General features: G+C 65.6%; 10 protein-coding genes. 6 read left to right on the top strand and 4 right to left on the bottom strand.

The genetic code is table 11. The features are described 5' to 3' along the window. The 3 genes from edd to L2Y96_RS22290 all read left to right on the top strand — a co-directional run bounded on the left by edd (position 1) and on the right by L2Y96_RS22290 (position 3632). A complete protein-coding gene (edd, locus tag L2Y96_RS22300) occupies positions 1–1812 on the top strand; it encodes a phosphogluconate dehydratase (RefSeq protein ID WP_247330643.1) in 1812 nt (603 codons plus the stop codon). 14 nt (positions 1813–1826) lie between these two features. Further along, on the top strand, positions 1827–2474 hold the full coding sequence (gene eda, locus L2Y96_RS22295; RefSeq protein ID WP_247330641.1) for a bifunctional 4-hydroxy-2-oxoglutarate aldolase/2-dehydro-3-deoxy-phosphogluconate aldolase: 648 nt from the start codon (positions 1827–1829) through the stop codon (positions 2472–2474). Between the two features lie 288 nt (positions 2475–2762). Next, a complete protein-coding gene (locus tag L2Y96_RS22290; protein ID WP_247330639.1) occupies positions 2763–3632 on the top strand; it encodes a DMT family transporter in 870 nt (289 codons plus the stop codon). 156 nt (positions 3633–3788) lie between these two features. Here the strand turns inward: L2Y96_RS22290 and proP are convergent, their stop codons facing one another. The 3 genes from proP to L2Y96_RS22275 all read right to left on the bottom strand — a co-directional run bounded on the left by proP (position 3789) and on the right by L2Y96_RS22275 (position 8181). Next, on the bottom strand, positions 3789–5279 hold the full coding sequence (proP, locus tag L2Y96_RS22285; protein WP_247330638.1) for a glycine betaine/L-proline transporter ProP: 1491 nt from the start codon (positions 5277–5279) through the stop codon (positions 3789–3791). Positions 5280–5797: 518 nt separating this feature from the next. Further along, positions 5798–6826: a LacI family DNA-binding transcriptional regulator gene (locus tag L2Y96_RS22280; RefSeq protein ID WP_247330636.1), complete on the bottom strand. Its 1029-nt coding sequence runs from the start codon at positions 6824–6826 to the stop codon at positions 5798–5800. A gap of 65 nt (positions 6827–6891) precedes the next feature. Beyond that, positions 6892–8181, bottom strand: a complete 1290-nt coding sequence (locus L2Y96_RS22275) for a sugar MFS transporter (protein WP_247330634.1) — start codon at positions 8179–8181, stop codon at positions 6892–6894. Between the two features lie 350 nt (positions 8182–8531). On the opposite strand from L2Y96_RS22275, the gene glk reads away from it, so the two are divergent. The 3 genes from glk to L2Y96_RS22260 all read left to right on the top strand — a co-directional run bounded on the left by glk (position 8532) and on the right by L2Y96_RS22260 (position 14845). After that, complete coding sequence (gene glk, locus L2Y96_RS22270; RefSeq protein ID WP_247337203.1) at positions 8532–9557, top strand: glucokinase; 1026 nt, start codon at positions 8532–8534, stop codon at positions 9555–9557. 119 nt (positions 9558–9676) lie between these two features. Beyond that, complete coding sequence (locus L2Y96_RS22265; RefSeq protein WP_247330632.1) at positions 9677–12412, top strand: TonB-dependent receptor; 2736 nt, start codon at positions 9677–9679, stop codon at positions 12410–12412. Between the two features lie 156 nt (positions 12413–12568). Beyond that, positions 12569–14845: a family 20 glycosylhydrolase gene (locus tag L2Y96_RS22260; RefSeq protein ID WP_247330630.1), complete on the top strand. Its 2277-nt coding sequence runs from the start codon at positions 12569–12571 to the stop codon at positions 14843–14845. Between the two features lie 217 nt (positions 14846–15062). On the opposite strand, the gene L2Y96_RS22255 is transcribed toward L2Y96_RS22260, so the two are convergent. After that, entirely contained in the window at positions 15063–19334 is a 4272-nt protein-coding gene (locus L2Y96_RS22255; RefSeq protein ID WP_247330628.1) for a DEAD/DEAH box helicase, read from the bottom strand. Positions 19335–19472 lie beyond the last annotated feature (138 nt).

Here is a 19472-nt window from a genome sequence, read left to right as displayed (position 1 = left end):
ATGACCCTGCACCCCGTCCTCGCCGAGGTGACCCAGCGTATCGCCGAGCGCAGCCACGCGACGCGCGCCGCTTACCTGGCCAAGATCAATCCCGCGCGCGGCCACGGCGCGAAGCGCCACCACTTGTCTTGCGGCAACCTTGCCCACGGCTTCGCCGCTTCGTGCGAGCCGGATAAGGATGCGCTGCGCAACGGCCACGCCGCGAACATCGCGATCGTCACCGCGTACAACGACATGCTCTCGGCGCACCAGCCGTACGAGGGTTACCCGGAGCGCATCCGCGCCATCGCCCGCCGTTACGGCGCCACCGCCCAGGTGGCTGGTGGCGTACCCGCGATGTGCGATGGCGTGACCCAGGGCCGCCCGGGCATGGAGCTGTCGCTGTTCTCGCGCGATCTCATCGCCATGGCCACCGCGGTCTCGCTCTCGCACGATATGTACGAAGGCGCGCTCTACCTCGGCATCTGCGACAAGATCGTCCCGGGCATGCTGATCGGCGCCCTCTCCTTCGGCCACCTGGCCAGCGCGTTCGTGCCCTCGGGCCCGATGCCGTCGGGCATCCCGAATGAAGAGAAGTCGAAGGTGCGTCAGGCGTTCGCCGCCGGCAAGGCCACGCGCGCGGAGCTGCTTGAAGCCGAGGCGCGTTCGTACCACGGCGCGGGCACCTGCACGTTCTACGGCACGGCCAACTCGAACCAGATGCTCATGGAGATCATGGGCGTGCACCTGCCGGGTTCGAGCTTCGAGCTGCCGGATACGCCGCTGCGCCACGCGCTGACCGAAGCCACCGTGGAGCGTGTGCTCGCCAGTGACTGCATGGGCGAGCACTACATGCCCATCGGCCACATCATCGACGAGCGCGCCATCGTCAACGGCGTCGTCGGCCTGCACGCCACGGGCGGTTCCACGAACCACCTGCTGCATCTCGTCGCTATCGCGCGCGCTGCCGGCATCGAACTGCGCTGGGATGATTTCGACGCGTTGTCGTCGGTGGTGCCGTTGCTGGCTCGCGTGTACCCGAACGGCTATGCCGACGTGAATCACTTCCACGATGCGGGCGGCATGGGTTTCCTCATGGACCAGCTGCTTAGCGCCGGCCTGCTGCACAACGACGTGAACACGATCATGGGCCACGGCCTCGCGGCCTACCGCAAGAAGCCCGTGCTCGAGGATGGCAAGCTCACCTGGGTACCGGTCTCGCAGGAAAGCGGTAACCGCGGCGTGCTGCGTGCGATCAGCGAACCGTTCCGTGCCGACGGTGGCCTGCGCATGCTCAAGGGCAACCTCGGCCGCGGCGTGATCAAGATCTCGTCCGTGCCGGAAGACCGCATGATCGTCGAGGCACCGGCCATCGTGTTCGACGAACAGGATGACGTGAAGGTCGCCTTCGACCGTGGCGAGCTGAACCGGGATTTCATCGCGGTCGTGCGCTTCCAGGGCCCTCGTGCGCGCGGCATGCCTGAGCTGCACAAGCTCACGCCCACGCTCAGCCTGCTGCAGGATCGCGGCTATCGCGTGGCGCTGGTCACCGACGGCCGCATGTCGGGCGCCTCGGGCCGCGTGCCTGCCGCCATCCACGTCACGCCGGAAGCGGAAGCGGGTGGTCCCATCGCGCGTATCCGCACGGGTGATCTCGTTCGGGTCGACGCGGTCGCCGGTACCGTCGAAGCCTTGGTCGATGCCGACGAATGGAATAGCCGTGTCCCGGATAACGTGGACCTGGGCGTGCACCACAGCGGCATGGGCCGCGAACTTTTCGCCATGTTCCGCCAGTCGGCCGTTGCGGCCGATCTTGGTGCGGGCGTGTTCTGATCAACGGAGTAACGATGAGCAACGAAGCAAAGCAGGCCAAGGTTGAATCCACGCTGGCACTCGCCCCGGTGGTCCCCGTCGTCATCATCGAGGACGCCTCGAAGGCCGTAGGCATGGCGCGCGCGCTGGTGGCCGGCGGCATTCCTGCGATCGAAGTGACGCTGCGCACCCCGGCCGCGCTGGAAGCCGTGCGCGCGATTGCCGCGGAAGTCGAAGGCGCCTTCGTGGGCGTGGGTACCGTGCTCGCCGCCAAGGATCTCGAAGCCGCCTTCAAGGCTGGCGCGAAGTTCGCCGTGTCGCCGGGCAGCAGCCCGCGCCTGCTCGATGCCGCTGACGACCACGAACTTCCGCTGCTGCCGGGTGCCGCGACGTCGAGCGAGGCCATGGAACTGCTCGAGCGTGGTTACCGCTTCCAGAAGTTCTTCCCGGCCGTGCCGGCCGGCGGCGCCAAGCTGATCGGTGCGTGGGCTTCCCCGCTGCCGCAGATCACCTTCTGCCCGACGGGTGGTATCAGCCTCGCCAACGCCCCGGACTTCCTCGCCCTGCCCAACGTGGCCTGCGTCGGCGGCTCGTGGCTCACCCCGGCCGACAAGCTCGCCGCTGGCGACTACGCCGCCATCGAAGCCCTGGCCCGCGAAGCCGCGCAGCTCAAGCGCCGCTAAGCCGCGATCCCCGGCGGGCGCACCCCGCTGTAGGACCCCACCCTGTGGGCTACGCCGTTCGCGCTGCCGTTGTAGGAGCCCACCCTGTGGGCGACGCCGTTCGCACTGCCGTTGTAGGAGCCCACCCTGTGGGCGACGCCGTTCGTACCGACGCCACAGGCCCTGTGGCTCTTTCGCGAAAGATGTCGCCCACAGGGTGGGCTCCTACGCGGTGCGACAAGAAAAGGCAGGCCCTTCTGGCTGGTTCGTGCGATGCTTCGCAGCCTCGTATACCGCTAATCCGGCCCCATGGTTTACATCCTTCTTGCCGTTCTCTTCAGCGTCTCGGTTTCCGTCCTGCTGAAGCTCGCCCGCCGCGCGGGCATCGACATCATCCAGGCCGTGGCCACGAACTACGTGGTTGCCTCACTGTTCGCCTGGTGGCTGCTCGGCGCCACGCCGCAGGGTGTGCTCGAAGCGAAGGCCACCTGGCCACCGCTGATTGCCCTTGGCATCCTGCTCCCCGCGATCTTCGTGGTGCTCGCGCACTCCGTGCGGACAGCGGGCATCGTGCGCACGGATGTCGCGCAGCGCTTGTCGTTGTTCGTTGGCCTGTTCGCCGCGTTCGTGTTCCTGGGCGATGTGCTCACCGGCCCCAAGGCCCTCGGTATCGGCATCGCGCTCGTCGCCGTGCTGTGCGTACTGTGGCGGAAGCGCGCAGGGACGAGCGCCGCGACGATCGACGGGGACGCTGCCGCATGGTGGGCACCGCTGCTCGTGTTCTTCGGATTCGGTGCGATCGATATCAGCTTCAAATTCGTCGCGAAAGCGGGTGCGTCGTCATCCGCTGGCCTGCTCGGTGCCTTCCTCATAGCGCTGGTACTGTGCTGGATCGTCGTCATCGTGCGCGCGGCGATGGGCAAGGCAGCGATCAACGCGCGCAACCTCGGCTTCGGCCTGGTTCTTGGCGCGTTCAACTTCGCCAACATCTACTTCTACGTGAAAGGCCACCAGACGCTTCCGACGAGCCCGTCGCTGGTCTTTGCATCGATGAACGTGGGCGTCGTTGTGCTCGGTACCCTCGCCGGAGCCATCGGCTTCCGCGAGAAGCTCAGCGTGGTGAACTGGGCGGGCATCGCGCTGGCGATCGCCGCGATCGGCGTCATGACCGCCGCCTGACCTGCCCCCTCGCGAAAAAACATCGCGCCCAACGGTAGGAGCCCACCCTGTGGGCGACATCTTTCGCGACACCGCCACAGGCCCTGTGGCTCTTTCGCGAACGGCGTCGCCCACAGGGTGGGCTCCTACGGGGGATGCGCCGCCGGGTGCGTTGGGTCAGGCGGGCGTGGGGTTGTTCGCGGTGTCTTCGGGTAGCGGCGGCAGCGTTTCGTCTACCGTCAACGGTGCGTCGCTCGCGAGGAGCTCTTTCGCTTCGGCATGGTCAGCCACGGCGGGCGGTGAGCCGCGCAGCGGCAGGCCGGCGGTTTCGGTGACGAACAACATGGTAATCACGCCGATGACGGCCGCGCCCATCAGGTAGTACGCGGGCACCATCGGGTCGCCCGTGCGCTCGACGAGCCATGCTGTCACCAGCGGCGTGGTGCCACCGAACAGCGAAACGGAAACGTTGAACGCAATCGACAAGGCGCTGTACCGCACCGGTGTGTAGAACAACGCGGGCAACGTTGCCGGCATCGTGCTGGTGAAGCACACCAACGCCACGCCAAGCAACATCAGACCCGTGAAGATCCACACATCGTTGCCCGTGCCGACAAGCAACATGCAGGGAATGGCCAGCAGGAACATCGCAGCGCACGCACCGATAATCATGGGGCGGCGGCCGAAGCGATCGCTGAAGCGACCACCGACGACGTTCAGCGGCATCATCACCAGCATCACGATCAGGATCAGAAGAAGACCCTTCGCCTCGCTGTAACCGAGTGTCACCGTGAGGTAGCTCGGCATGTAGGTGAGCAGCATGTAATCGGTCACGTTGAACACCAGCACGAGACCAATGCACTTCAGCAACTGCGATCCATGGACGGAGACCAGTTCAAGCAAGCCGATACGCGGTGCTTCGCCGGCGGCTTCCATCGCTTCCGCGTGCGCTTTGAATGCCGGGGTTTCTTCCAGCTTCATGCGCATATAGAGACCAAGCAGGCCAAGCGGCCCGGCGATCAGGAACGGTACGCGCCAGCCCCACGAGAGCATCGCATCCGCACCGAGCAGCATGCTTAGCGCGGTGACAAGGCCAGCGCCTGCGATGTATCCGCCGAGCGTGCCGAACTCGAGCCAGCTACCCATCTGGCCACGCCGTGCGTCGGTGGAATACTCCGCGATGAACGTGGCCGCGCCACCGTATTCGCCACCGGTGGAGAAGCCCTGGAGCAGGCGTGCGAGCAACAGCAGGGCAGGCGCCCACAAACCGATGCGTTCGTAGCTTGGAATCAACCCGATCGCGAACGTACCCATCGCCATCATGATCATCGTAGCGGCCAGCACACGCTGGCGGCCGAAGCGATCGCCCAGCGGGCCGAACACGATGCCGCCGATGGGGCGGACCAGGAAGGCGACGGTGAACGTCGCGAACGTGGCGATCACCTGCGCGGTCGGGCTGCTGCCCGGGAAGAACACATGGCCCAGCGTGACGGCGAGGTAGCCGTAGACACCGAAGTCGAACCATTCCATCGCGTTACCCAGCGCAGCCGCACCGACGGCGCGCTTGAGCATGGATTCGTCGACGATGGTCAGGTCGTCGGGCTTGAGATGTTTACGGCGGCGGGTGAACCATCCGAAGTGGGCGTCGTGCCCGGCAGTTTCCTGCATCGTGCTTGCTCCTGTTTCTCGCGGACGTGCAGGCACGCAAAGGCGTGGCCGGGGCCAACCGTCCTGGGGATAAGGGATGCGCAACGCGGAACGCGGCGCTCGGCGCGGTCCGCTCCATGGGGGACACGCGGGATATCCACCTCAAAGGCACACGCAAGCGGCGCGCGCAGTGGATATCCCGAAAAGCTTAACAAATGCCACGTTAAGACAATGTGCCCGGGCAGAAATCAGGCACGGTAGGACCGCGCATGCGCGCGATGGCCCTCAACCACGTCCCTCATCGCGTAGGAGCCCACCCTGTGGGCGACGCCGTTCGCGGAAGAGCCACAGGGCCTGTGGCGTTATCGCGAAAGATGTCGCCCACAGGGTGGGCTCCTACGGCACGGGTGGAATCAGAGGCGGCACGGGTGGAATCAGAGGCGGCACGGGTGGAATCAGAGGCGCCACGGGTGGAATCAGAGGCGCCACGGGTGGAATCAGAGGCGGCGCGGGCGGAATCAGAGGCGGTAGGCCTGGAATCAGAGGCGGCGGGGGGCGGTGGAGCCGCGCACCACCAGATCCGGGCTGAAGCCTTCGTTGTCGATGGCGGGTGCACCACCGTCGCGTTCGATTTCGGCGATGAGGCGCTGTGCCGCGTGGCGGCCGATATCGCCGGTGTTCTGGCGGGCCGTGGTCAACGCAGGCCACGATTGCTTGGAGAACGGGCTGTCTTCGAAGCCGGCGATGGAAAGCTCCCACGGCACGTCGACGCCACCCGAACGCGCTGCGGCGAGCACGCCCGCCGCGATCTCATCGTTCGAGCCGAAGATGGCCGTCGGCGGGTTGCGCAGCGCGAGCAACTTGCGGGCACCACGGAAGCCATCATCGAAGGAGTAATCGCCTTCCACGACCAGCGCGGTATCGACTTCGATCCCGTACTCGCGCAACGCATCCTCATAACCCTGGTAACGCTCGGGGCTGGAGCGGTGTTCCTTGCCACCCCAGAGGAAACCAATGCGCTGGTGGCCGAGCTGGATCAGGTGTTCGGTGATCGCATAGGCGGCATCGCGGTCATCCACGAAGACGCACGGCCAGCCGTCTTTCGGATCCTGCCGTGCCGAGATGATCCGCACGAAGGGCACGTTCTGCTCGGTGAGCAGCGCCAGCAGCGCGGGCTGCTCTGACATGGGCGGGCAGAGCACGAGGCCGGCCAGGCGGTTGCGCCGGACCAGGTCACCCAGTTGCTCGGCCAGCCGTGGCGCGGAGGAATCACAGGGGTGGATCTGCAGGCCGAACCCACGCTCGCGGCACACCGAGAGCACGCCGTTCTGCATGGCGATCACGTAGTGGGCGTTGGGGTTGTCGTACACCAGGCCCAGCGCATAGGTGCGCGAGCTGCGCAGGCTGCGGGCGGCCTGGTCGGGCTGGTAATCGAGCGCGTCGATAGCGCGCTGCACCTTCTCGCGGGTGCGGGCGTGCACGGAGGGTTCGTGGTTGATGACGCGGGAAACGGTCTTCAGCGAGACGCCCGCGCGCTCGGCCACGTCCTTGATGGTGGGGCTACGCAATTCACGACCCTCGATAGCAAGACGGCCATCCTAGCGGATGGCCGTCACCGAGCGAAGATGGGTTATCAGCCCTTCGTATGCTGGCCGACCTTATGGCCTGCCGCGCCGTAGTACAGGATATACAGGTAGCAAGGCACCATGATGCAGAGGAACACCAGCTGGAAGTCGTGGCCCTGCTTCAGGTGGGCAAACAGCTGCGGCATGATCGCGCCGCCGGCGATACCCATGATCATCAGCGCCGAGCCGGTTTCGGTCAGCGAACCCAGGCCCTTGATCGCGAGCGGGAAGATGGCCGGCCACATCATGGCATTGGCAAAACCCAGGGCCGCGACGAAGGCTACCGAGGTGTACCCCGTGGTGGCGTACGTGCCGATCGAGAAGAGCACGCCCAGAATGGCCGAGATCGCCAGGTACTTGTGCTGCGACACCACCTTGGGGATCAGCACCAGGCCGGCGACATAGCCCACCAGCATGGCAAACAAGGTGTACGAGGTGAAATGCTTGGTGTCTTCGGGGGTCATGCCGAAGCCCTGGCCGTAGGTGCCGATGGCATCGCCCGCCATGACTTCCACGCCCACGTACACAAACAGGCAGAGCACGCCGAGCCACAGGTGCGGGAAGCTGAAGATGCTGCCCTTGGCGTGGCCGATGGCGCGTTCGGAGTTATCGGTGGACGCGCGGATCTCCGGCAGCGAGGAGCGCACCACCCAGATCGCCAGCACCACCAGCAGCACGGCCATGGCCATGTAAGGCATGTGCACCTTCGCCGCAAACGCGTTGAGCAGGGCTTCCTTCTCGTCCGTCGAAGCCGCCGCGGCGATCTGCTTGTCGAAGCCGCCGATGTTGCTCATAACCACCCAGCCGAACACGAACGGGGCGAGCGCGCCGGCGATCTTGTTGCAGATACCCATGAAGGCGATGCGCTGCGCGGCGCTATCGATCGGGCCGAGCACCGAGATGTACGGGTTCGAAGCCGTCTGCAGCAGGGAAAGGCCGGCGCCGATGATGAACAGGCCGGTCAGTGCACCCGGGTACACGCGCATGGTGACGAACTGGCCGAAGGTGGCCGCGCCGATCGCCATCACGAACAGGCCGAGGCCCATGCCCTTCTTCATGCCCGTCTTCTTAAGGATCAGGGAGGCCGGTAGCGCCAGGAAGAAGTACGACAGGTAGAACGCGCTCGGAACGAGGAAGGCGCCCACGTCATCCAGGTTGAAGGCCAGCTTCACGAAGGTAATCAGCGGGCCGTTGAGCCAGGTGACGAAGCCGAAAATGAAAAACAGGATGCCGATGATGATCATCGGCCCGACGCTCGAATGGCGTGTCTCGCCGACGGCGGCCGTAGTGGACGACATGGGTGTTCCCCTTGGGTATTTGTCCCTTTATTGACTCGTACGCGTAACGTTGTCAATCAGCGGCCACGCGGCTTGCGGCCGGCTCAGAAAATTCCTGACTTTCGATGTCGCGCTGCCGCAAGCACCTGATCGCACGGCGCTAAGGGCTTCGCAAGCCCCTGCGGCGCAAGGTCTGCGGAAAATGCACCCGGGTTCGTAAACGTTTCCTGTTGCGACGCACGATGGGTAAGGCGATGTCCTAGCCATTTGTCCTGTTGACAACGTTGTCATACGGCTCACAGACTGCGCTGGAACTAGGGGCGTCACGGAAACTTAATGTGACGGCATCGCAAGGACACAAGGGGCGAAGCGTGGGCGAGCAGGCGAACAAGCGGGAAGCTGTGCGTACGGCGCGGGCGGAGGCGTTCATCGCCGCCGACGTGGGCGGCACGCATGCCCGTATTGGCCTGGTCCGTCCGGAACTCGCCGGTGGCACCTTCGAAGTGCTGCGTTACGAACGTTATGCCTGCGCCGACTGGCCGAGCCTTACCGCCGTCCTTAAGGACTTCGTCGGCCACCTCGAGGGGCAGTTCGCCGTGCAGCATTGCGCGGTAGCCAGCGCCGGATACGTGCTGGGCGATGCCATCGTCAACGAGAACCTGCCCTGGCCGGTCTCGATCGTGGATATCCGCGAAACCCTGCACCTCGCGGGCCTTAGCGTCGTCAACGATTTCGAAGCCGTGGCCTACGCGTGCCAGTTCCTACGCGACCACGAGACCACCGCCATCATCGAGACCGCCGCGGCCCCCGCCGCCGGCCCCATCCTGGTGATGGGTCCCGGTACGGGCCTGGGTTCCGCGGTACTCCTGCCCGGTAAGCCGCACGCCACCGTGCTGCCGACCGAAGCAGGCCAGATTTCGCTTGCGCCCGGTACGCCGCGCGAAGCCGCCATCCTCGCCGAGCTCGCCAAGAGCCGCGATTACGTTTCCTACGAGACCGCCCTTTCAGGCCCCGGGCTCGTGAACCTCTATCAAGCCATTTCGACGCTGCGCGGCACGCCCGCGACGCTCGCCGAACCCGCCGCCGTCACCACGGCCGCCCTCGCCGGGACTGATCCCGCCGCGGTCGAGGCCCTGGATGTCTTCTGCGGCCTGCTCGGCAGCTTCGTGGGCGATCTCGCCATGCTTTACGGCGCCCGCGGGGGCGTGTTCCTGGCCGGTGGGATCCTGCCTCAGGTTCGCGAATACCTCGCCACCAGCAGCTTCGCAGACAGGTTTTTCAACAAGGGCGTCATGCGCGCCTTTCTCCAGCAAGTGCCGGTACGTCTGATGGACCACGGACAGTTGGGTGTGATCGGTGCCGCCGGTCTCTACCTGCACGGTTCGTCTGCTCATTGAAGAGCGGGAAAGGAACGCAGGCTCAGTAAACCACCGGGCCGAAAGGCCCTTCGATAGCAACGAAAGCGCGGCGCGGTCGCGAAACCCGCCGTTGCTACATCCTCTGAGGGGAGGACACCATGTCGCATCGTAGGAATCTGCTCGCGGCGAGCGTTATCGCCGGACTCTGCTGTATCACCGGTACGGTTGCCGCGCAGGACGCGTCGACCCAGCAGCCGGCGCGTACGCAAACCGCCCAGGAAAAGGCTGATGCTGCCAAGGCAGCCCAGCTCGAGGGCATCACCGTTACCGGCATCCGCGCCAGTCTCGAGAAGTCTCTCGATACCAAGCGCAACGCCGATGCCATCGTCGAGGCCGTCACGGCCGAAGACATCGGCAAGTTCCCGAACACCAACGTCGCCGAAGCGATGACCCAGGTGCCGGGCGTCACCATCGATCGCCAGTTCGGCCAGGGTGACCGCGTGTCGATCGACGGCACGGACCCCAGCCTCAACCTGACGTTCCTCAACGGCCAGCCGGTGTCGCAGACGCCGTGGCAGTACGGCGCACAGCCGAACCGCGGCTTCGACTTCACCATGCTGGCCCCGGAAATCGTCGGCCGCCTGGAAGTCTACAAGTCGCCCGAAGCACGCCTCACCGAAGGTAGCCTCGGCGGTACCGTGCTACTCCACACCCTGCAGCCGCTCGACCTGCCGGCCAATACCGTGCGTGGTTCGTTCGGCCTGAACTACAACGACCAGGGCACGGCGGGCACCCGCCCGAACGGCTCGGCGCTGTACAGCTGGAAGAACCAGTCCAACACCTTCGGCATGATCGCCTCGATCCAGCATTACGAGGAAAAGATCGACCGCCAGGGCTTTGAAATCTTCAGCTACAGCCCGGTCTCGAAGTGGGCGTCGAGCCCGGCCGTGGCCTCTGGCATCGCGAACGGTTCGCTCGACCCGAACGCCAAGGTTCCCGACGAAGTGAACTCGGCGTGGTTCCAGCAGAAGCGCAAGCGCGATACCGCGACCCTCGGTTTCCAGATCCGTCCGACGGATAACTGGGAAATCAACATCAACGAACTGTTCGTCCGCGAGAACTTCGACAACTGGAACCAGTCGCTGTACCCGTTCACCGGCGCCACGCCGGGTAACGTCACCAGCTTCAACCAGGGCCCGAACGGCGTGGTCACCGGTGGCCATGTCTGCGGCAACGACGATCCGGGCTGCCCGGCCATCGCGCAGGGCACGTTCGACAGCAACATCCGCAAGTCGGTGGTGCGCACGGTCGCCCACGATCTGAAGTCCACCTTCCACGGTGATGGCTGGCAGCTTGCCGGCGCCGCCGGCTACAGCAAGGCCATCAACGACAATATCTCGCAGGCGGTGATGGAGCCGGTGTACGCCGGTGGTTACACCTGGGATATCAACAAGGGCTTCAACTTCGACAGCCCGGCCGCTGCGCGTGATCCGGCCAACTGGCACATGGGCGACGTCCCGGGCCTGGGCGGCTGGCCCGGCAACTACGGTTCGTACTCCGCGCACTCGCGTGATACGTACGCCCAGCTCGACTTCTCGAAGTACTTCGATTCGTTCATCAACGAAGTCGCCGTGGGTTACCGCTGGAACCGCCACGAAGAAGGCATGAACGCGCACGTGTATGGCGGCAATGCGCCGACCAACCTTGCCGATCTTGGCTTCGGTGGTTACACCGATACGCTCGGTGCGCTGGATGGCCTGGATGGCTCCGCCAACCACGTCATGCCGGACAAGGAAGCCCAGTACGCATGGGTGCGTAACACCAACGGTGGCAACGAAGATCCGGGTACCTACCTCAACGGTACGTACAAGCTGGTCGAGAAGACCAACGCGGCTTACCTGCAGGCGAACTTCGCTGGCGGCGGCTTCCACGGCAACTTCGGCGTCCGCTACGTGGATACCAAGACCGACGGCACCGGCTTCAACTACAGCGGCGCTCCGGTGCTGCCGGCACCGGCTGGTTCGTGGCAGACCTCGTCGCGCACCACCAAGAACTGGCTGCCCAGCCTGAACGTGGCGTACGACCTGACCGACGATATCGTGCTGCGCGCTGCTGCAGCCAAGGTGATCGCGCGTCCGCCGTACAACATGCAGGTCAACAACCTGTTCCTCAACGACTCGGTGCTGACCGGCTCTGGTGGCAACCCGAACCTGAAGGACTACAGCTCGAAGAACTACTCGGTCTCCGGTGAGTGGTACTTCGCGCCGCAGTCGTACCTGGCGCTGTCGGGCTTCCTGAAGCAGATCGACAACTACACCGTCGTCGATTCCGCCAACGAAACGCAGTTCAACTCGGGCCTGGTCAACGACCCGACGACGTTTGCCCGCCAGGTGGCCCAGGGTCTCTGCACCCCGGATGGCTTCTGCGAATACTCGATCAGCCGTCCGCGTAACACCGGCGCTGGCAAGGTCCGTGGCGGCACCATCAGCTACCAGCAGGCGTTCTGGGATACCGGCGCCGGCGTGACCGCGAGCTACACCTATGCCAAGGGCACGCTCAATTCCGGTGGCGCCCTGCCGTACAACTCGCAGAACTCGTACTCGGTCAGCCCGTACTACGAAATGGGTCCCTTCAGCGCTCGCGTCACGTACAACTGGCGCAGCAAGTACCTCGCTGGCGGTTACATCGCTGGCGCGCCGCCGGCCACCACGGCCGATTACGGCGACCTGGGTGCCACGCTGGGCTGGAAGCTCAACAAGAACGTCTCGTTCACCCTCGCGGGCATGAACCTGACGAACGAGAAGTACAAGCAGTACCTCACCGTCACCTCCATGCCGGTCGCGAAGTACACCACCGGCCGCCGCTACATGGCTTCGGTGCATTTCGACCTCTAAGCGTTAGCGTCATGGCTTGGCGGCCACGGATGGCCGCACATAACCCTCGAAGCTTCATTCCCCTCGGGCCCGTCGATTTCCTTGCCGGGCCCGCTTTTTTTGCAGGGTGATAACGGACACAATCGACCCCTCGCGTTAAATCCGATGGAGCTCTCGATGCGCCGTATCATCCTCCTCGCCATGGCCACGGGCCTTGCCGCCTGCGCCAGCCAGCCGAGGCAGAACACCGCCCCCGTCGATACGACGCCGCTTTCGCTCATACCGATGCCCGCCCAGCTGGCCCGCGTGCCGGGCCACTTCCGCATCGATGCCTCCACCAAGATCGCTACCGCCTCGGGGGATACCCAGGCGAAGAAGGTGGCCACGCAGCTCCAGGCGTGGCTGCGCCAGGCGCGTGGCGTCACCGTGCCCGTCGTCGAGGGCAAGCCGGGCTCGGGCACCATCTGGCTGCATACCGAGGCCTCCGTGAAGGGCATCGAGGCCTATGCGCTCGATGTGGATGACAAGGGCATCCGGATCACCGCCAACGATGAAACCGGCCTCTTCTATGGTGCGGTGACCCTTTGGCAGCTCGCCACCGACCCTGCCGCGCAGAATGGCGTTCCGGGCGTGCACATCGTCGATAAGCCGCGCTTCGAGTGGCGTGGCCTCATGCTGGATTCCAGCCGCCACTTCCAGTCGGTGAGCGAGATCGAGCACCTGCTCGACCAAATGGCGATGCACAAGCTCAACACCTTCCACTGGCATCTCACCGATGACCAGGGCTGGCGCCTGCAGATCGAGAAGTACCCGAAGCTGACCGAGGTGGCCTCGTGCCGCACGCCCGTGGGGCCGGACATCGCCCTCACTGGTGGTGCCGACAAGCCTTACTGCGGCTTCTACACCCAGGATGAGGCGAAGCAGATCGTGGCCTACGCCGCCGAACGCCACATCACCGTGGTGCCGGAAATCGAAATGCCAGGCCATGCGCAGGCCGCCGTCGCCGCCTATCCGCAACTGGGCTCCGGCAAGAAGCTCAAGGTCTCGGCCGACTGGGGCGTCAACACGGCCCTGTTCAACACCGAGGACAACACCTTCACCTTCCTCCAGGACGTCCTCGACGAGGTGATGGAGATCTTCCCGTCGACGTACATCCACGTCGGTGGCGACGAGGCCGCCAAGGATGAGTGGGAGCACTCGCCGAAGGTGCAGGCGAAGATGAAGTCGCTGGGCATCACCGATGAGGAGAAGATGCAGGGCTGGTTCGTCGCCCGCATCGGCAATTACCTCGAGCAGCACCACCGCCGCCTGATCGGCTGGGACGAGATCCTCGATGGCAAGGTGCCGGCGAGTGCCACGGTCATGTCGTGGCGTGGCACCTCGGGCGCGATCAAGGCCGCGAACGCTGGCCACGATGTGGTGATGGCGCCGTCGCCCAACCTCTACATGGATTACCTGCAGTCGAGCCTGCCGGATGAGCCCGCGGGCCGTCCGATCATCCAGTCGCTCGAGGATGTGTACAAGTTCGAGCCGGTGCCGGCGGGCATCCCCGCGGACAAGGCCAGCCATGTGCTGGGCGAACAGATCACCCTGTTCACCGAGTACCAGCCGAACTGGCAGCGCGTGCAGCACGCCCTGTTCCCGCGCATCGCTGCCGTGGCCGAGCGCACCTGGACGCCGATCCCTGACTGGAACAGCTTCCTCACGCGCTTGCCGGCGCAGTTCTCGCGTTACCGCGCGGCAGGCATCACGCCGGCGGATAGCGCGTTCGCTGTGGCGATCGATGCGAAGGCGTCGGGCGCTGACAAGGCCACCGTCACGCTTTCCAGCCAGACCGGCTTTGGCAAGATCCGTTACACCACCGACGGCACGCCGCCGACCGCGCAGTCGCCGCAGTACACCGCGCCGTTCGACGTGACCGTACCGAGCACGGTGCAGGCCATTACTTTCGTCAACGGGTTCGGTGTCTCCGGTCCGCGCTCGGAGGCGATCGACGCCAAGTCCCTGCTGCGCCGTAGCAGCGACCAGCTTTCCACCTGTAGCGACAAGCTGCCGATTCGCATTGAGTCGCCCACGCTCGTCGATGGCGTCCGCCCGGTCTACAAGGTGGACATCATGGATACGTGCTGGATGTGGAAGGGTGTGAAGCTCGACGGTCGCTACGGTGTCGCCATCAGCGTGAATCGCCTGCCGTACAACTACGCGCTGTGGAAGGATGCCGCCAAGGTCGTGTCGCGCAAGGCCAAGTCGCGGGATGGCGAGATCGAGATCCACCAGGACACCTGCGATGGTCCGAAGCTCACCACCATTCCGCTGGCGAAGGCCAAGGGTGGCGTGGCGACGGTCGATGGGATCCTGCCCAAGCGTGAAGGTACGCACGACCTGTGCATCGTGATTACCGGCAAGCCGGGGCCCGCGACCATCTGGGCCATCGGCGACGTGCAGTTGCGTTAACGCGCTTCACCGTAGGAGCCCACCCTGTGGGCGACATCTTTCGCCCCACCGCCGCAGGTCCTGTGGCGTTATCGCGAACGGCGTCGCCCACAGGGTGGGCTCCTACGACGATCGGTTGCGCGAAAACGCGCAGGTCCGTCGGCGATCGGTTGCGCAGATGCGTGCGGATCCGTTGGCGATCGGTTGCGCGGACACGCGGAGGTCCGTTGGTGATCGGTTACGCGGAGACGCGTAGGTCGGCCCGGCGCTGCAGCGCTGATCGCGTTACCTGCTCGTCATCACCCGCCAACTCGCCGATCACGACGAACTTCCCCGCCACCATCGCGGCCAGCGGCAGGCCATCGCGAATCGCGATGCGGTTGCCGATGTTCGCCGGCACCTTCGTACCAGCGACGATGCCACCGATCAGGTTCAGGGGATCGGTCGCGGCGATGCAGACGATCTCGCCATCGTGTTCGCGGTGGCGGATCTGCCGCAGCGCCGTCAGCGCTTCAGGCAGCGCGAACTGCTCGCCGACCAGCCCATCGACGAAACGCCCACCGCGGATTTCACCGCGCGCCTCCAGCCGGTGATACACCCGGCGCAGGTCGCGCCATGCAGGCAGCCAGGCCGCCTCGCGTTCCAGGATGCGCCAACTGACCACGCCGTAGCGGCGTAGCAGCGTACGCGCGATGTGCTCGAGTCCATCGGCATCGTTACGCTCTTCGCGCGAGCGGCGGGCAAGCGACCAGCGGCCCGCGTCTTCGATCCCGCTGAGCATGTGCCGGCGCGTACGCCGCGCACGGCCGTTGTTGCGCTTGGCCGACGGCAGCAGCAAGGCGCGCAGGCCGGCGAAGCTGTCGGCGGTGACGCGGCCGGCGGCCACCAACTCACCCAGCGCGTCTTCCAGCTCGGTGCGCAACAGCCGCGTGATCGAGGCGAGCTCGTCGAAGAACAGCGCACCCTCGTCGCGTAGCGCTTCTTCCACCGCCTCCGCGCGCGAAGACAGCTTCAGCTCATCGGACGCCGGCGGTGCGGCTGCCGACCAGATCGGCAACTGCCGGCGCGGCAGAAGCACAATCGGCGTGGCGCGCACCGGGCCGCCCGTACCCGTGCCCAGGCGCAGGCGGCTCCACACGGTACGGCCGGCGCGGCAGAGATCGTCGAGCCAACCGATGCTGTAATCGCTCACCCGTGACGGCAGCAGTTCGGATTCCCACGCGCCGGCCGCCGCTTCAAAGCCCTCGAGCTGGCCGATGACGCCAGCCAGTGCGTCCGGCCCGGCGACCTGCGACGCACGTGTCACATGCAGCCAGTCGAGCAGGAAGCGCAGGAAGTCGCGCGGCGCCACGGGTTCGATCTCCCGGCGCAGCCGCCCAATCGTGTAGCGGTGGATGCGCGCCAGCAGATGGCGCTCACACCATTCCGTGGCCGTGGCACCCGGCGAGAAGGGTCCGCGCATAACATAGCCCTCGCTCTCCAGCGAGGCGAGCGCGAGGGTGATATCTGATGCGTCGACGCCGAGCGAGGGCGCGAGATGGGGTTCTTCGACCACGCCGAGCCCGCTCAGGCGGCCACGCACGATATCGACCAGCGCGGCTTCCCGTGTCCAGGCCTGCGCGGCGTATTCCGCGGGCGCGGCGATGGCGGGCTGCATGCTGGCATCCGGGTGGATCGCCCGCCACGCCGTAAGACGCTCGGCAGCGACCCAAAGCCCAGCCTCACCGGTGGAAAGAAACGTCGCGCGTGCGTCCTTCGCGAGCGCCTGCAAGAGCTTTGCCCAGCCGTTATCCCGGGCTTCGTCGTGGGTCACGGCACCCAACAGCATCAGCGCCTCATGCATCTCGTCGGCGCTGCGTGCCTCGGGCCAGGCTTCCTCGCGTACCGAAGCAATCGCTTCGGCATCGAGCCTTCCCAGGTCATCGGCACTCTCGGCCTCGTTCCAACGACGCGACTGTACAGCTTGCGTGCGGCGCTCCTCCAGCGGAGCATCGTCGAGGAAGGCATACGGCGCGGCGCTAAGCACCTCCGCCGCCAGCGGCGACGGCGTCGCCAGATCGCGCGCGACGACGCGGATGCTGCCGCTCTCCATCCCGCGCAGTACGTCGAGCCAGCCCTCCGTATCCATGGCCTCGTGCAGGCAATCGTCCAGGGTCTGGTTGACCAGCGGGTGGTCGGGCACCTCGCGTTCGCCCACGATGTTCTCGAGGCAGGCGACCTGGTCCGGGAATACGGTGGCCAGCAGGTCTTCGCTCTTCATGCGCTGCAACTGCGGCGCTACCTTCTTGCCGCCGCTGAAGCGCGGCAGGGCCAGCGCCGTGGTCGCGTTCCAGCGCCAGCGCACGCCGAACAACGGTGCATCGAGCAACGCCTGCACCAACACGTGTTCGGCGCTTGCCGAGTGCAGGTAGCGGGAGACCTCTTCCAGCGGGAAGCTGTGACTGGTGGAGAGCGAGAGGATAATCGCGTCCTCCGTTGCCGCCGCCTGAAGTTCGAAATTGAACTTGCGGCAGAACCGCTTGCGCAATGCGAGGCCCCACGCCTTGTTGATCCGGCTGCCGAACGGCGTGTGGATGATCAGCTGGGTGCCGCCGGATTCGTCGAAGAAGCGCTCCATCACCAGCGTATCGCGCGTCGGCAGGGCGCCCAGCGCCACGCGGGCACGGAACAGGTAATCAACTACTTGCTCGGCGGCGGCCTTCACCATGCCGACTTCGTTGACCAGCCAGGCCATGGCGCCGTCGCGGCCGCCTTCATCGAACTGCGCCGAGATCTCCGTGCGCAGCCGTGCCACGCCGATCGAGAGTTCGTCCGTACGGCCCGGCGCCTCGCCCAGCCAGAACGGGATGTTCGGCGGCGCGCCTTGCGCGTCTTCCACGCGCAAGCGCCCCATCTCCACACGCAGGATGCGGTACGAGCGGTTGCCCAACTGGAACACATCACCAGCGAGGCTTTCGATCGCGAAGTCCTCGTTCACCGTACCCACGATGGTGGACTGCGGCTCGAGCAACACGTTGTAGTCGCCAGTCTCCGGGATGGTGCCGCCCGAGGTGACGGCGGTGAGCCGCGCGCCGCGACGTTCGCGCAGGCGCTTGTTCACCGCATCGCGGTGGATGTACGAGCCGCGCGGGCCGACGCGGGTGGTGAACCCGTCGGCGAGCATGCGTACCACCTCGTCAAAGGTCTGGCGCTTGAGCTCGCGAAACGGATAGGCGCGGCGGATGAGGTCGTACAGCGCATCCTCGTCCCACTCCTGGCAAGCCACTTCGGCGACGATCTGCTGTGCCAGGACGTCGAGCGGTTGGTGCGGCATGATCAGCGCATCGAGCTCACCTCGGCGCACGCAATCGAGCAGCGCCGTACATTCGACCAGATCGTCGCGGGAGGTCGGGAACAGCCGGGCCTTTGGCGTACCGCCCACGGCATGGCCAGCACGGCCGGCGCGTTGCAGGAACGCAGCGATGGAGCGTGGCGAAGCGATCTGGCAAACCAGGTCGACATCACCGATATCGATGCCCAGTTCCAGCGAGGCCGTGGCGACCAGCGCACGCAGCGAGCCCGCCTTCAGCCGTTGCTCGGCATCCAGCCGTTGCTCGCGCGAAAGGCTGCCGTGGTGCGCGGTGACGGCCTCTGCCCCGAGACGCTCGGAAAGATGGCGCGACACACGTTCTGCCATTCGCCGCGTGTTGACGAACACCAGCGTGGTGCGGTGTTGTTCGATCAGGTTACCGAGCCGGTTGTAGACCAGCTCCCACATGTCGTTCGACATCACCGCTTCAAGCGGTACCGGCGGTACTTCGAGCGCGAGATCGCGCTGACCGGCGTGGCCGATATCCACGATCGTGCAGTCATCGCCACCGGTAAGGAAGGCGGCGACCTTTTCGATGGGCTTCTGCGTGGCCGAGAGGCCGATGCGGACCAGGCGCCGTTGCGCCAGCGCTTCCAGCCGCTCGAGCGACACGGCCATGTGGCTGCCGCGCTTGCTCGCGGCAACGGCATGGATTTCATCGACGATGACTTCGCGGATGTTGCGCAGCATGGCGCGGCCTGATTCCGAGCCGAGCAGCACGTAGAGGGATTCCGGCGTGGTGACCAGGATGTGCGGCGGCCGCTTGCGCATACGCTCGCGATCGGCGGACGGGGTATCGCCGGTGCGTACCGCGGTGCGGATCTCGACGTCGGGAAGGCCCTGCTTGCGCAGCTCCTCGCGGATGCCGGCGAGCGGCGCTTCGAGGTTGATCCGGATATCGTTCGACAGCGCCTTCAACGGCGAGACGTAGAGGATGGTCGTGCGATCGCGCAGCCCGCCCTCTTCCACGCCCTCGCGCACCAGCGCATCGATCGCCGAGAGGAACGCGGTGAGTGTCTTGCCCGAGCCGGTCGGCGCGGCGACCAGCGTATGCATACCCGAACGGATCGCTGGCCACGCGGCTACCTGCGCCTCGGTGGGCGCGGGGAAGGTGGCTTCGAACCACGCGGAAACGGCGGGATGAAAGGCGCTCAGTGGCATTGACGTTTGTGAATTCATTCAATGACATAGATGGGGGCTAAGGCCTCCACCGACAAGCACTGACGGTACACCGGAAGCGTCTCGCGGGTTGCGATGAAAACGTTACTGGACCATCTTGGGCCGTTTTTCACATCTACA

Origin of the sequence: Luteibacter aegosomaticola (genome assembly GCF_023078475.1) — a bacterium.
Taxonomy (GTDB): Bacteria; Pseudomonadota; Gammaproteobacteria; order Xanthomonadales; family Rhodanobacteraceae; genus Luteibacter; species Luteibacter aegosomaticola.
This window is presented reverse-complemented; position numbering and strand designations above follow the sequence as displayed.